Source organism: Streptococcus mitis (assembly GCF_013305725.1).
Taxonomy (GTDB): domain Bacteria; phylum Bacillota; class Bacilli; order Lactobacillales; family Streptococcaceae; genus Streptococcus; species Streptococcus mitis_BO.
Window position 1 is genome coordinate 1,030,440 of sequence record NZ_CP047883.1, and the last position, 15,325, is coordinate 1,045,764.

At 40.1% G+C, this 15,325-nt stretch carries 11 protein-coding genes; 8 read left to right on the top strand and 3 right to left on the bottom strand.

Features of this window, described 5'->3' with window-relative positions; all coding sequences use genetic code 11:
- Nucleotides 1-2: 2 nt before the first annotated feature.
- From aguB to M594_RS05140, 3 genes are all read left to right on the top strand, one after another.
- On the top strand, nt 3-878 hold the full coding sequence (aguB, locus tag M594_RS05130) for an N-carbamoylputrescine amidase (protein ID WP_173876132.1): 876 nt from the start codon (nt 3-5) through the stop codon (nt 876-878).
- Between the two features lie 189 nt (nt 879-1,067).
- Nucleotides 1,068-1,769, top strand: a complete 702-nt coding sequence (locus M594_RS05135) for a response regulator transcription factor (protein ID WP_084953615.1) — start codon at nt 1,068-1,070, stop codon at nt 1,767-1,769.
- Nucleotides 1,766-2,644: a sensor histidine kinase gene (locus M594_RS05140; RefSeq protein WP_020902867.1), complete on the top strand. Its 879-nt coding sequence runs from the start codon at nt 1,766-1,768 to the stop codon at nt 2,642-2,644. The genes M594_RS05135 and M594_RS05140 overlap by 4 nt, the downstream gene beginning before the upstream one ends.
- Before the next feature lie 39 nt (nt 2,645-2,683).
- Here the strand turns inward: M594_RS05140 and M594_RS05145 are convergent, their stop codons facing one another.
- The 3 genes from M594_RS05145 to M594_RS05155 all read right to left on the bottom strand — a co-directional run bounded on the left by M594_RS05145 (nt 2,684) and on the right by M594_RS05155 (nt 5,306).
- Nucleotides 2,684-3,436 (bottom strand): ABC transporter permease, encoded by a 753-nt coding sequence (locus M594_RS05145; RefSeq protein WP_084953430.1) that lies wholly within the window; start codon nt 3,434-3,436, stop codon nt 2,684-2,686.
- 10 nt (nt 3,437-3,446) lie between these two features.
- On the bottom strand, nt 3,447-4,355 hold the full coding sequence (locus M594_RS05150) for an ATP-binding cassette domain-containing protein (RefSeq protein ID WP_084953432.1): 909 nt from the start codon (nt 4,353-4,355) through the stop codon (nt 3,447-3,449).
- Between the two features lie 141 nt (nt 4,356-4,496).
- Nucleotides 4,497-5,306, bottom strand: a complete 810-nt coding sequence (locus M594_RS05155; RefSeq protein WP_173876133.1) for a Cof-type HAD-IIB family hydrolase — start codon at nt 5,304-5,306, stop codon at nt 4,497-4,499.
- 117 nt (nt 5,307-5,423) lie between these two features.
- Here M594_RS05155 and rexB point away from each other — a divergent pair, with 117 nt between their 5' ends.
- The 5 genes from rexB (at nt 5,424) to M594_RS05180 (ending at nt 15,324) form a co-directional block, all read left to right on the top strand.
- Nucleotides 5,424-8,699 (top strand): ATP-dependent nuclease subunit B, encoded by a 3,276-nt coding sequence (gene rexB / locus M594_RS05160; protein ID WP_173876134.1) that lies wholly within the window; start codon nt 5,424-5,426, stop codon nt 8,697-8,699.
- Complete coding sequence (gene addA, locus M594_RS05165) at nt 8,696-12,346, top strand: helicase-exonuclease AddAB subunit AddA (protein WP_173876135.1); 3,651 nt, start codon at nt 8,696-8,698, stop codon at nt 12,344-12,346. Before rexB ends, addA begins: the two co-directional genes overlap by 4 nt.
- A 17-nt stretch (nt 12,347-12,363) precedes the next feature.
- Nucleotides 12,364-13,542 carry a hypothetical protein gene (locus M594_RS05170; RefSeq protein WP_173876136.1) on the top strand — a complete coding sequence of 393 codons (1,179 nt, stop codon included), beginning with the start codon at nt 12,364-12,366 and terminating at the stop codon, nt 13,540-13,542.
- A gap of 463 nt (nt 13,543-14,005) precedes the next feature.
- The gene (locus M594_RS05175) at nt 14,006-14,584 is read left to right on the top strand and encodes a sugar transferase (RefSeq protein WP_004261232.1); all 579 of its coding nucleotides are present in this window, start codon (nt 14,006-14,008) and stop codon (nt 14,582-14,584) included.
- A gap of 38 nt (nt 14,585-14,622) precedes the next feature.
- Nucleotides 14,623-15,324: a YveK family protein gene (locus tag M594_RS05180; RefSeq protein WP_125451979.1), complete on the top strand. Its 702-nt coding sequence runs from the start codon at nt 14,623-14,625 to the stop codon at nt 15,322-15,324.
- Nucleotide 15,325: the final 1 nt, after the last annotated feature.

A 15,325-nucleotide genomic window follows, 5' to 3' on the forward strand; every position in this document is an offset into this window, starting at 1 on the left:
AGATGAGAAATGTAAAAGTTTCAGCCATTCAGATGCAATGCGCTAAGGATGTGGCAACAAATATCCAAACCGCAGAGCGCTTAGTACGTCAGGCTACAGAACAAGGCGCACAAATCATTCTCTTACCAGAGTTGTTTGAACGTCCTTATTTTTGTCAGGAACGTCAGTATGACTACTACCAGCATGCCCAGTCGGTGACAGAAAATACTGCCATTCAGCATTTTAAGGTGATTGCTAAGGAACTACAAGTTGTTTTACCGATCAGTTTCTATGAAAAAGATGGCAATGTCTTGTATAACTCAATTGCTGTCATTGATGCAGATGGGGAAGTGCTGGGCGTTTATCGGAAGACCCACATACCAGATGATCATTATTATCAAGAAAAGTTTTATTTCACGCCTGGTAACACTGGTTTCAAGGTCTGGGATACTCGCTATGCTAAGATTGGGGTCGGTATCTGTTGGGATCAATGGTTCCCTGAAACAGCGCGCTGTCTTGCGTTAAATGGTGCTGAATTGCTCTTTTATCCTACAGCTATCGGTTCAGAGCCAATTTTGGATACAGATAGTTGTGGCCATTGGCAACGTACCATGCAAGGACACGCAGCAGCAAATATTGTTCCAGTTATTGCAGCCAATCGTTATGGATTAGAAGAAGTCACTCCAAATGAGGAAAATGGTGGACAAAGTTCCAGTCTTGACTTCTACGGTTCATCCTTTATAACGGATGAAACAGGAGCTATTCTAGAGCAAGCTGAAAGACAAGGAGAAGCTGTTCTGTTAGCAACTTATGACCTAGACAAGGGAGCAAGCGAACGCCTAAACTGGGGCTTGTTTCGTGATAGAAGACCCGAAATGTATCAACGTATTACGGACTAGTAGGGGAGAAATAAGAGATTCATTCTGCTAGATTAGTTTTCACTAGCAACTATAAGATACTAGGTCATCTAGCAAGTGGATTTTATATTTTAACCCTCTAAGGCTTTCTCGCGCTTTGATGCGAGGAGCTTTTCTGTTTAAGATTTATCAATAAAACATGCTATAATAGTTGCAGAAAGGTTGGTATTTATGGCTAGGATATTGGTTATTGAAGACAATAGTGACATTCAAGAGATTTTGCGAACACTTCTTACTGAGGAGCATGAGGTGATTCAAGCCTTTTCCGGTACAGAAGGAATCATGCGTTTTGACCAAGGTGGGATTGACCTCGTTTTGCTAGATATCATGCTTCCTGGGAAAAATGGGGATCAGGTTTTAAAAGCCATCAGGGAACAAAGTCAAACTCCAGTCATTATGCTAACAGCTTTGAGCGATAAGAAGTTAATCAGTCAATACCTCTTAGACGGTGCCAATGATTACATAGTCAAACCTTTTGATTTGGACGAAGTCTTTGCAAGAGTTACTGTTCAGTTACGTCAAAGTGCAGAAAAACAGCCTGCAGAAATTGTAAAAACTGAAAATCTGCCACAAAACTTGAAAAATATCCAGTTTGATGCCGAAAGTTTTGAAATCAAAAATAGTCAGGAAACGATTCGTCTTGCTAAGAAAGAATGCTTGATTCTCCAAACTCTCCTCAAACATCCTAAGAAAATTTTCACCAAGGAAGAACTTTATGAATTGGTCTGGGAGGATAGCTACCTACCTGGAGATAATACTCTCAATACGCATTTGAGTAATCTTCGAAAAAAATTAAACCAGCTTGACCCAAATCAAGAATATATTGAAACCATCTGGGGAGTTGGGGTAAGATTAAAAGGAGACAAGCAATGACCTACATGATAATTTTTGTCCTACTAGTACTCCTAATTATTTTATCGATTGCATTGATTCGCTACCATCTAGCACTTAAAAACTTGAGTCAACAGATTGAAGACAAGATTCTCACAGGTAGTATGAAAAGAGTCGGAGTCAGCATTTTTTCCAAACATTTTTTACATCTCTACCAGCAAATTGAAAATCTATTTCAGGAAGTAGAACAATCTCGATTGGTGATGAAAAGGGAAAAACAGACTCTGGATATGGCCATCAGCAATATCGCCCATGATATTCGAACACCTTTGACTATCGCTTCAGGTTACACCCAACAATTGATAAAGTCTCCTGAAAACAAAGCAGAAACCTTACAAAAAATCGCCCAGCATCTTGATTTAGTTTCCAAACGTTTGGAGGCTCTCCTAGAATACCGTCGTTTGATGGAAGGAGCTGTCAAACCGAAACTGGAAGAAGTGGACCTTTCAGCTTTTATCACCAAAAAAACTCTGACTTATTATGATGTTTTTCAGGCGGCAAATATCACGCTTGATTTTAAGGTTGAAGCTGGTTTAAAAATGATGACTGATGAAGACTTACTGGATCGAATTTTACAAAATCTGCTTGGGAATGTCCTCAAACATGGCAAGGAAGAAGCGCGTCTGTCTTTGCGAAAAGAAAAGGAACAGCTTGTCTTAGAGATTGCAAACCTTGTTAAACAGCCCATCAAAAAAATAGAAAATCTCAGCAACCGTTTTTATTCTGAAAATCTATCAGACACCGAAGAATCCTCTGGTTTAGGCCTTTATATTACTGAAGAATTATGTCATCTTCTCGGTGCAGAGATGAAACTAAGCACAGATGGGCAGTGGTTATCGGTTTTTATTCACTTTTAACGAAATAAACCTCCTCTGTAGGCTAGAGGAGGTCATTTTTTATAAACTTTTCTTTTTGAAAACTGCCAGTCCACTTAGATTAAAAATTACAATAACAGCTAAGGTAACTATAAGTGTATAGAAAATGGATTCACTATTAGCAGTCATAGCATAGAAAAACTGCAATGATAAATATGGCAAAATTTTGATACTTGGGAAGATGAGCATTGGCATAGAAAGGATGATAGAGCTAATCAGATATCCAATAAATACTGCAAGATAAGAATGACTAACATAGAGGATGAAGGAAACAATGGAAAGCCAAGCAAGGAGGCAAAGGAATTGAAGGAAAATGGTTACCAGTAGATTGCCAATAAAGCCATCAGGCATAGTTCCAAATCCATTTAAGATTGTTGCTGGAATAAAGGCAATCACAAGGCTGATGATGACTTGTAAAAGTGCAATACAAGCCAATACAAAGGCTTTCGCTAGAAAAAACTCGGTACGAGAGACACCCACTGTTAAATTATTTTTATAGAGTTTGCCGATTAAATCAACTCCAAGAACGAGGCAGGCTAGGATGATGCAGAGAAAAACGAGGTTTGAACCTTGACTAGATGCGTTGATCAGGGCTTGTACACCGTCCCAACCATGGGTTGGAATGTCTGGCTCTTCTGTCTGGATTGCCATTAGATGGCCAGTAGCTCCAAAAATAGCCCCCATTAACATGAGTACAAAGAGAATGAACTCTGTAATCCAGAATCCTTTGGAACGGAAAAGACGGTAAAAGTCTGCTTGAATGGTATGTATCATGATTTTCCTCCTATTGGACCAATTGAGTGAAGTATTCTTCTAGGTTTTGACGGGCATAGTAAATCTCGTCAATGGCAACATCTGCCAAGGTTAATTCCTTGAGAATCTGTTTGACATCTTGTTCCTGACCAAAGATATGGATTTCATTTTCTGGATTAACAACCTTGAACTGGAGCTGGATTTGTTCTTTCAATACTTGACAAGCTTTCTCTTGGTCGGCTGTCTTAAGCACAATATAATCCTCACTTAGTGTTTCAAATTCAGCTTTGCTGATTTCACGGATAATCTTGCCTTGATCTAAAATACCAAAACGATTAGCTACGAGGTAGAGTTCTGACAAGATATGGCTAGAGATGAGAATGGTTATTCCTTTTTCTTGATTGAGTCGTTGAATCATTAGTCGAAATTCTTTGATACCGATTGGGTCGAGACCGTTGATAGGTTCATCTAGGATCAGGAAGTCTGGTTTGGATAGGAGGGCAATGGCAATACCAAGTCTTTGTTTCATTCCTAGCGAGAAATCACGAAAGACTTTCTTACCTGTATCTGGCAAACCTACATAATCCAGCGTTTCTCTAATGACTTGATCAGCATTTGGAATATGACGAATCATACAGTAATATTTCAGATTTTGGTAGGCTGTTAAGTGATTATGGGCTACAGGTGATTCGATTACTGAACCTACTCGAGATAGAGCCTTGGTCCACTCATTTTCCGTTTGGCTAGAGAAGAGGGAAACAGTTCCCTTATCCGCAAATAGTAGTTGCGTAATGATTTTTATCAAGGTGGTTTTCCCAGCTCCGTTCTTCCCGATAAGTCCATAAATATCTCCCTCTCTTATCGTTAGATGAAGATCCTGAAGAATAGCTTGTTTGTCAAAGTTTTTGGACAATCCATGAATGTCAAGTACTGTTTTCATGATTCTCTCCTTTTGATTTATTTTGTTAACTTTAGTATAAAGCATAGAAATCAAAGAAAGCTCAAGGATTTCTAAAGAGTTTCTAAAGTTTTAGGAATTCTTAAATAGCAAAACCCAGTTGACACGAACTGGGCTTCTTGATTATAAAATATATTTCTCAATGGCACGCGCAACGCCGTCTTCTTCGTTGCTTGCTGTAACGTCATCAGCTAGGGATTTGACATAATCGCTGGCATTTCCCATTGCAATCCCAAGGCCTGCAAACTGGAGCATTTCGATATCGTTATTGGCATCACCCATGGCCATAATTTCTGATGGTTCAATCTGCAAAATCTCAGCTAGTCGAGAAAGAGCGGTAGCCTTTGTCGTTCCCAGTGGCATAGCTTCATAAATGACAGGCTGTGAACGAACTCCACTAAATCGTTTGCAAAGCTCCCCAGCAAAACGCTGCTCAAAATCATCTGTTTGCTCTTTTGTACCCAAAAACATACCTTGGAACATACGGTACTTACCACTGGTAGCTTCCTCAAGAGAAATTTCAGTCAGGTCTGAAAAGACTAGCTTAGCATCATTTTCAATGACTTGATTTGGCTTGCCACCGAGGACAAAATAGTGTTCCTCATCAAAAAGAGTCAACTGGACGTCACTTTTTTCTGCTAGGTCATAGAGGTATTCGATATCAGCTGGACTAAGTTCTTGCCAGTCAACTAGCCCCCAGTCACTGGTCTGGTGAGTTGAACAACCGTTGTTAACAATCACATACTCATTCTGGAGGTCAAGCCCCAGTTTTTTATAGTAGGGGAGGACACCGAAAAGGGGGCGGCCCGTACAAAGTACCAGTTTGACACCTTTTTCAATAGCTTGGTGAATAGCAGTAATATGAGCTTGTGGGATTTCCTTGGCTTCATTGAGGAGGGTTCCGTCCATATCCAAGGCTAGTAGTTTAATCATAAGACTTCCTTCTTTATCTTTTGGTATTATTATAGCATATTTTGGAGGAAAGGAGGAGGAATCTTCGGGCTAATCATGGTATAATAAAAGGTAATGAAAAATTCCAACGAGGCTGAGATGAAATTACTTTATACTGATATTCGGACTTCTTTGACTGAAATTCTAACCAGAGAGGCGGAGGAGCTAGTTGCTGTGGGCAAGCGGGTCTTCTACATCGCTCCCAACTCTCTTTCTTTTGAAAAGGAACGTGCCGTGCTGGAATGCTTGTCCCAGCAGGCTTCTTTTGCGATTACTGTCACGCGCTTTGCGCAGATGGCTCGTTATCTGATTTTAAATGATTTGCCTGCCAAGACTAGTCTAGATGACATCGGTCTTGGGATGGCCTTTTACAAATGCCTGGCCGAACTTGATCCTAAGGATTTACGTGTTTATGGAGCTATCAAGCAGGATCCCCAATTTATCCAGCAGTTGATTGAGCTTTACCACGAGATGACCAAAGCTCAGATGAGTTTTTTGGACTTGGAGAGTTTGACGGATGAGGACAAGAGGGCCGATTTACTCTTGATTTTTGAGAAGGTAACGGCCTATCTAAATCAAGGACAATTAGCTCAGGGAAGTCAGTTATCCCACTTGATTGAGGCTATTGAGAATGACAAAGTTAGTAGTGATTTTACTCAAATCGCCTTGGTTATTGATGGATTTACCCGTTTTTCTGCTGAGGAAGAGCGAATTGTGGACTTACTTCATGGCAAGGGTGTTGAGATTGTCATTGGAGCCTATGCTAGTAAGAAAGCCTATACCAGCCCATTCGCTGAAGGCAATCTCTATCAAGCCAGTGTGGAGTTTCTCCATCATTTAGCTGCTAAATACCAAACGCCTGCTCAGGACTGTTCTCAAACTCATGAGAAGATGGATAGCTTTGACAAGGCCTCTCGTTTGTTGGAGTCTTCTTATGACTTTTCAGAACTCGCTTTGGATGTCGATGAGAAGGATCGTGAAAACTTACAAATCTGGTCTTGTTTGACGCAAAAGGAGGAGTTGGAGCTAGTAGCCCGTAACATTCGTCAGAAATTGCATGAGAACTCAGACCTGAGCTACAAGCATTTTCGGATTCTCTTGGGGGATGTAGCTTCTTACCAGTTATCGCTGAAAACCATTTTTGCCCAGTATCAGATTCCTTTCTATCTTGGTAGAAGCGAATCCATGGCGCACCATCCCTTGACTCAGTTTGTAGAGTCTATTTTGGCTTTAAAACGCTATCGTTTCCGTCAGGAGGATTTGATAAACCTTCTTAGAACAGGTCTGTATACCGATCTTAATCAGGCTGATATTGATGCTTTTGAACAATATATCCGCTATCTTGGTATCAATGGCTTGCCAGCCTTTCAGCAATCCTTCACCAAATCCCACCATGGAAAATTTAATTTGGAACGTTTAAATGCTCTTCGTCTGCAGATTGTAGCGCCTCTTGAGACCCTCTTTGTCAGTCGAAAACAAAAGGCTGAAAATCTCTTGCAAAAGTGGAATTCTTTTCTAAAAGAAGGAGCGGTGACCAAGCAGTTGCAAGACTTAACAGCCACCATGGAAGCCCTAGAGCAGGAAAGACAAGCCGAAGTTTGGAAGGCTTTCTGCCATGTTTTAGAACAATTTGCAACTGTTTTTGCTGGTTCACAGGTTAGTCTGGAAGACTTCCTAGCCTTGCTCAATTCTGGAATGAGTTTATCTCAGTATCGCACTATTCCAGCAACAGTGGACACCGTTCTGGTGCAGAGTTACGATTTGATTGCGCCCTTAACATCTGACTTTGTCTATGCCATTGGGCTGACTCAGGACAATTTACCAAAAATTGCGCAAAACACCAGTCTTTTGACAGACGAAGAAAGACAGAGCCTAAACCAAGCGACAGAAGATGGGGCGCAATTGCTGATTGCTAGCAGTGAAAATCTCAAGAAAAATCGCTACACTATGCTTTCCTTGGTCAATTCTGCTCGTAAGCAGTTGGTCTTGTCGGCTCCAAGCCTTTTTAACGAAAGTGAAAGCAAGGAATCAGCTTATCTTCAAGAGCTAGTCCATTTTGGATTTAGCAGGAAAGAGAAGAGGATGAATCACAAAGGGCTGTCTAAGGAAGATATGGGGTCATATCACAGTCTTTTGTCCAGTCTAGTTGCCTATCACCAGCAGAGCGAGACGAGTGAGAATGAGCAAGATTTGACCTTTATCAAGGTTCTAGCGCGTGTCATGGGTAAAAAACTAGACCAGCAAGGTTTGGAAAATCCAGCCCTGCCAACCAGCCCGAGTAGCAAGCCCTTGACCAAGGATACCTTGCAAGCTCTCTATCCTGCAGAACAGGAATTTTACCTGTCTACGTCTGGTTTAACAGAGTTTTACCGTAACCAATACAGTTATTTCCTCCGTTATGTTCTAGGCTTACAGGAAGAATTGCGCCTACGTCCAGATGCACGTAGTCACGGAAATTTCTTGCACCGTATTTTTGAACGTGCCTTGCAGTTGCCTGACGAAGATTCCTTTGACAAACGTCTAGAACAGGCTATCCAAGAAACCAGTCAAGAACGGGAATTTGAGGCTATTTATCAGGAAAGTTTGGAAGCCCAGTTTACCAAAGAAGTTTTGCTTGATGTTGCACGGACGACTGGTCACATTCTCCGCCATAATCCAGCCATCGAAACCATCAAAGAAGAAGCAAATTTCGGTGGGAAAGAGCAAGCCTTTATTCAATTGGATAATGGGCGCAGTGTCTTTGTACGAGGTAAGGTTGACCGCATTGATCGATTGAAAGCTGATGGGGCGATAGGAGTAGTAGACTACAAGTCTAGTCTAACTCAGTTCCAGTTTCCTCATTTCTTTAATGGGCTCAATTCCCAGTTGCCAACCTATCTAGCTGCCCTAAAAAGAGAAGGGGAGGAGAACTTTTTCGGTGCTATGTACTTGGAAATGGCTGAGCCTGTTCAATCTCTGATGGCCGTTAAAAGTCTGGCAGGTGCAGTAGTAGAAGCCAGCAAGTCTATGAAATACCAAGGACTCTTTTTAGAAAAAGAAAGCAGTCATTTGGGCGAATTTTACAATAAAAACAAAGCTAATCAGCTGACGGATGAGGAATTCCAGCTCCTACTGGACTACAATGCCCATCTTTACAAGAAAGCAGCAGAGAAGATTTTAGCAGGCCAGTTCGCCATCAATCCTTATACTGAAAATGGTAGAAGTATTGCCCCATACGTCCAGCAACATCAGGCCATTACAGGCTTTGAAGCCAATTACCACTTAGGCCAAGCCCGTTTCCTAGAAAAATTGGATTTAGCTGATGGTAAACGTCTGGTCGGAGAAAAACTTAAGCAAGCATGGTTTGAAAAAATAAGAGAGGAGTTGAATCGATGAAGCCTATTCCCTTTTTAACTGAGGAGGAAATTCAAAAACTGCAAGATGCAGAAGCAAATTCGAGCAAGGAACAAAAGAAAACTGCTGAGCAAATTGAAGCCATCTACACTTCTGGTCAGAATATCCTTGTCTCAGCGTCGGCTGGTTCTGGGAAAACCTTTGTTATGGCAGAGCGCATTCTGGACCAATTGGCGCGTGGTGTCGAAATTTCTCAACTCTTTATCTCAACATTTACAGTTAAGGCAGCCACTGAGCTTAAGGAACGTTTGGAGAAAAAAATCAGCCAACAAATCCAAGAAAGTAGCGATGTTGACCTCAAACAACACTTGGGTCGCCAGTTGGCAGACCTACCCAACGCTGCCATCGGAACCATGGACTCTTTCACACAAAAATTCCTTGGTAAACATGGCTATCTGATTGATATTGCACCTAATTTCCGTATTTTACAAAACCAAAGCGAGCAACTCCTTCTTAAAAACGAAGTCTTTCATGAGGTCTTTGAAGCCCATTATCAAGGTAAACAGAAAGAAAAGTTTAGTCATTTGCTGAAAAATTTTGCAGGGCGTGGCAAGGACGAACGGGGGCTGCGCCAGCAAGTCTATAAAATTTATGACTTCCTCCAATCCACCAGTAATCCTCAAAAGTGGCTGAGTGAATCTTTCTTAAAAGGATTTGAAAAAGCCGATTTTAGCAGTGAAAAAGAAAAACTGACTGAGCAAATCCAGCAAGCCCTTGGGGATTTGGAAAGTTTTTTCCGTTATCATCTGGATAATGATGCCAAGAAATTTGCAAAGGCTGCTTATCTAGAAAATGTTCAGTTGATTCTAGACGAAATTAGCTCCTTGAATCAGGAGTCCGATAGTCAGGCTTATCAAGCAGTGCTTGCGCGTGTCGTCGCAATTTCGAAAGAGAAAAACGGTCGGGCCCTGACAAATGCCAGTCGTAAGGCTGATTTGAAGCCACTGGCCGATGCCTACAATGAAGAAAGAAAGACCCAGTTTGCTAAACTAGGACAACTGTCAGACCAGATAACCATTCTCGACTATCAAGAACGTTATCATGGAGATACCTGGGAACTAGCTAAGACCTTCCAATCTTTCATGAGTGATTTTGTAGAGACCTATCGTGAACGTAAGCGCCAGGAAAATGCTTTTGAATTCGCTGATATTAGTCATTACACCATTGAGATTTTAGAGAAATTCCCGCAAGTTCGTGAGGCTTATCAGGAACGCTTCCATGAAGTCATGGTCGATGAGTATCAGGATACCAACCATATTCAAGAACGGATGCTAGAATTGCTGTCTAATGGTCACAATCGCTTTATGGTAGGGGATATCAAGCAGTCCATTTATCGTTTCCGTCAGGCAGATCCGCAGATTTTCAATGAGAAATTCCAACGCTATGCGCAAAATCCACAAAAAGGTAAGCTGATTCTCCTTAAAGAAAATTTCCGTAGTAGTTCAGAAGTGATATCAGCAACCAATGATGTTTTTGAACGCCTTATGGACCAAGAGGTCGGCGAAATCAACTATGATAACATGCACCAGCTTGTTTTTGCCAATACCAAACTGACTCCTAATCCAGACAACAAGGCAGAATTTCTCATCTACGATAAGGACGACACAAGTGAGGAAGAAGAGGGGCAGGCAGAAACGAAACTAACAGGCGAAATGCGCCTGGTTATCAAGGAAATCCTTAAACTACATAAGGAACAAGGTGTTTCCTTTAAAGAAATCGCCCTTCTGACCTCCAGTCGCAGTCGTAATGACCAGATCCTTCTCGCCCTGTCTGAGTACGGAATTCCTGTCAAAACTGACGGAGAGCAAAACAATTATCTTCAATCCCTAGAAGTGCAAGTCATGCTAGACACCCTTCGTGTCATTCACAATCCTCTTCAAGACTATGCCTTGGTTGCCCTTATGAAGTCTCCTATGTTTGGCTTTGATGAGGACGAGTTAGCACGTTTTTCCCTTCAGAAAGCAGAGGATAAAGTCCACGAAAATCTCTATGAGAAACTAGTAAATGCTCAAAAACAGGTAAGTAGCCAAAAAGTCTTGATTCACTCAGCTCTAGCTGAGAAACTAAAGCAATTCATGGATATCTTGGCCTCTTGGCGCTTGTACGCCAAAACCCACTCCCTCTATGACTTGATTTGGAAGATTTACAATGACCGTTTTTATTATGATTATGTTGGAGCTTTGCCAAATGGTCCTGCTAGACAGGCCAATCTCTATGCCCTAGCACTGCGTGCTGATCAATTTGAAAAGAGCAATTTCAAGGGTTTGTCGCGTTTTATTGGTATGATTGATCAGGTTTTAGAAGCCCAGCACGATTTGGCAAGCGTGGCTGTCGCACCGCCAAAAGATGCAATAGAGCTCATGACCATTCACAAGAGTAAAGGGCTGGAGTTTCCTTACGTCTTTATCCTCAATATGGATCAAGACTTTAATAAGCAAGACAGCATGTCAGAGGTCATTCTCAGTCGTCAGAATGGTATTGGTGTCAAATATATTGCCAAAATGGAGACAGGAGCAGTGGAAGATCACTATCCTAAAACTATCAAACTCTCCATTCCTAGCTTGACCTATAGGCAGAATGAAGAGGAATTACAGCTAGCAAGCTATTCAGAGCAAATGCGTCTGCTGTATGTTGCCATGACGAGGGCTGAGAAAAAACTCTATCTTGTCGGTAAGGGTTCTCGTGAAAAGCTGGAAGCCAAGGAATATCCAGCAGCTAAAAATGGAAAACTAAATAGCAACACTAGACTTCAAGCCAAGAATTTCCAAGATTGGATGTGGGCTATCAGTAAAGTATTTGCCAAGGATCATCTCAACTTTAGCTATCGTTTTGTTGGTGAAGATCAGCTGACTAAAGAAGCTATCGGAGAATTGGAAACCAAAAGTCCTCTCCAAGATAGCTCTCAAGCAGATAACCGTCAGTCAGAAACCATCAAAGAAGCCCTTGAAATGCTAAAAGAGGTGGAAGTTTATAATACTCTTCACCGCGCAGCTATTAAACTGCCAAGTGTTCAAACCCCAAGTCAAATCAAGAAATTCTACGAACCAGTTATGGATATGGAGGGTGTCGAGATTGCTAGTAAAGCCCAGTCAGTGGACAAGAAAATCAGCTTTGATTTACCAGATTTTTCAAGCAAAGAAAAGGTAACAGGAGCTGAGATTGGTAGTGCTACCCACGAACTCATGCAGAGAATTGACCTCAGTCAGCGACCAACACTTGCTAGCCTGACAGAAACTCTCAAACAAGTTCAAACCAGCCCAGCTGTCAGAGACAAGATTAATCTTTCGAAAATTCTTGCATTCTTTGACACAGCACTTGGTCAGGAAATTCTTGCTAATGCCAACCATCTTTATCGAGAGCAACCTTTCTCCATGCTCAAACGAGACCAAAAGAGTCAGGAAGATTTCGTTGTCCGTGGTATCCTTGATGGCTATCTACTTTACGAAGACAAAATAGTTCTGTTCGACTATAAGACAGACCGCTATAATGAACCAAGTCAACTCATAGACCGTTATCGTAGTCAGTTAGCCCTATATGGAGAAGCTTTATCTCGAGCCTATTCGATTGAAAATATTGAAAAATACTTGATTTTACTCGGTAAAGACGAGGTTCAAGTTGTAAAAGTATAATCTAGAAAGGAGACCTCATGACACTTCCAGTTAGAAAATCCCTGCATGATGCGGTGTTACAGGTTTCAAAAGCTGATACTTGGGAACAAGCTACCAAGGAATGGAATGAAGTTTCCTTGATTTTTAATGGTATTGGCCGTAGCAATTGTGTCTGTGGAAATGCCATCAAGTACGCTTACGAACTCTTTAACGGTGTCACAGGTCAACGACTCTTTCCGATTGGTAGCGATTGTGTTCGTCATTTTCATCGATTAAACCTCGACCAGCAATTAGAAGAGGAAGAAAAATTGCTCAGAAAGGTTGAAAATCTGACCAGAAAAGCCCAGAAAAAGGAAAAAATCAAGGTCAATAAAAGTGACTTTGACGAGCGTCTTCTAAAGTGGCTCTGGGAAAAAGGTGTTTTTAAACCCAATCGTGGCAATCAGTTCTCACCTGAGAAAGACTACCAGCTCTTCCTAGAAGTCTTTCAAGGAGGAAGTTGGACCAAGGCAGAACCCAAGAAGAAAGCTCGGATGGAAGAAGTCCTTGAAAAATGCATCAAACCCTTTTTACTTGGCAAATCAGATGACCAACTCTACCTTGTCAAGCTAGGAAAGGAAAAAATTGACTACGAACAAGAACTCCGTATCCAGGCAGAGAAAGAGCGCAAGAAGAGGGATAAAATCGCCAAGCAGTATGCAGACAATCTAGTCCTAGCCATGGGCCCAGCAGAGCGAGCCTATCAAGATTACTTTGGCTTTACAGAGACCTTGACTCAAGAAGAACGCAAGTGGGAGAAAATTCTTTTTGGTAAAAATCGAACAGAACGGGCTATCAAGGCCAAACAATACCAAAAAGAGTTGGAAAAAGACCAACGAATTGCAGCTCAGAATCCAATTGAAAGAAAACAGAAGCAGACATGGCTTCTCAATTCCTATTTTCGTGAGCTTCCTGAAGAAAAATCCCGATTTGCCCGGCTCTTATTAGAATATCGAAAAAGCGGAGAAGTTCCCTTTTCAACCGAATATCTGTCAGATCATCTGCTCGACTTTTTCTATAAAATGAAAGCTTTTGAGTTTGAAATCGCACCAGAACAAGTTCGAGATTTTCTAAAAGAAAGCCTCCAGGCAGAACATCTCTCCTCAGCACAGGAAAGCTGGATAGAAGGGATTCTCATCAACTGTATTAAACCATTTTTAGAACGATTATTGATATAAGTAACACCTACCGTGGAAATTCCATGGTAGGTGTTAGTTTTAATAGTCAGTATCATTATCATTCTCTACAGATTTATTCGAAAACAAAATACGCTTATTTATATATTCTATATTAAACTAGATAACTTTTAAAATATTATAAGAATAACTAGCTTATTTTTAGTTTTCGTAGTATAATAACACTAGGAAAATAAACTGTATAAACTAATATTTACAGGTTGTTCAAAACGCTTATATATGTGTTTTGAAAAAAATAATTATTGTTTTACTTTTCACGCTTTAAGGTTGAGAATTTTCTCATTTTATGATATATTAAAATTCGCTTTATACATAACGAGTATATATATTTATATTGATTCTGTATTTTCTGGTTTTAGTTAACACACACATATATATATATATATATATATTAACATTGCTAGACGCACTTTTATATTTATGTGTATTATCAAGGAGAAAGATGATGAACTATAGAAGAGCCAAGAGAATAATCGGTCTTCTGATTTCTATATTATTATTAATTTTAATAATCCCAATTTGTCTCATTGCTTGCTTCTTTATTGTCATCGAATCAAGCGGAAACCCCATTTACATGCAAGAAAGAGTTGGTTTAAATGGACAAAAATTCATAATGTACAAACTACGTTCCATGTATTTAGATGCCGAGAAGAACGGATATCAATGGGCGGAAAAAAATGATCCACGGATAACGAAGATTGGACGTTTTATACGCAGAACTCGAATTGATGAATTTCCACAAATTATTAATATTATTAAAGGCGAGATGTCTATTATCGGTCCTCGACCAGAAAGACCAGAATTTGTTAACGAATTTTTAAAATATATTCCTGATTTTAATGAGCGATTGGCTGTTCGTCCAGGAATTACAGGCTGGGCTCAGGTAAATGGTGGCTATGAATTATCTCCAAAAGAAAAATTAGGATATGATGTTTACTATATCAGACATGAAAGTATTAAATTAGATTTCCTTATTTTACTAAAAACAATTAAAGTTATTTTTAATGGACATGGATTTAGATAATTCAGATAGGGAAGAAAAGTAAAGGACAAAAATAAAAGATGAGTATTTTCAATAAAAATATCAACAGAATTTTTACTTTAATTAAAAGTAAATTTCTGTTTCTAATCCTTTTTACATTAATAGGGACGACAGCAGTTGGTCTATATACTGTTTTTATCATTTCTCCTATATACAGTGTCTCCTCTAAGCTCATAATGAAGAACACTTCAAGCCAAACAAATGGTCAGAATAATGATACACAAACAATTGAAGCCATAAATCTCTTTCAAAGACAAGCTAAGACTTATTTAGAAATAGCAGATCTTCCTCCAGTAAAAGAAGATACCAATAAAGCATTAGGTTTGTCTCCGGATGAAATTGCTAAAATCAAATCGGTTAAATTAACAAATGACACAGGTTCTCAGTTGGTCACAGTAACAGTAAGAGCGCTAGATAGAGATTTAGGGGAGCGTTATATAAAAGAGTATGTAACTCAATACAAAAAATTTACAGCAGATCGATTAGGACGTGATAATTTATCAGTTGTTATAGAAGCTTTAGGAAGTAACAATCCAGTTTATCCTATTTTATGGAAAAATCTTCTTGTATCTATTCTAGTATTTTCTTTCATAGGATTTAATATCATCTTTATTAAGTATGTATTGAGTGACTCGATTGATTCTTATGAAGATTTGGAAGAGCTTGTTGGGAAACCTGTCCTTGGCATGATTCCAACTATAGAGAAAAAGAAGAGAGGTTAGT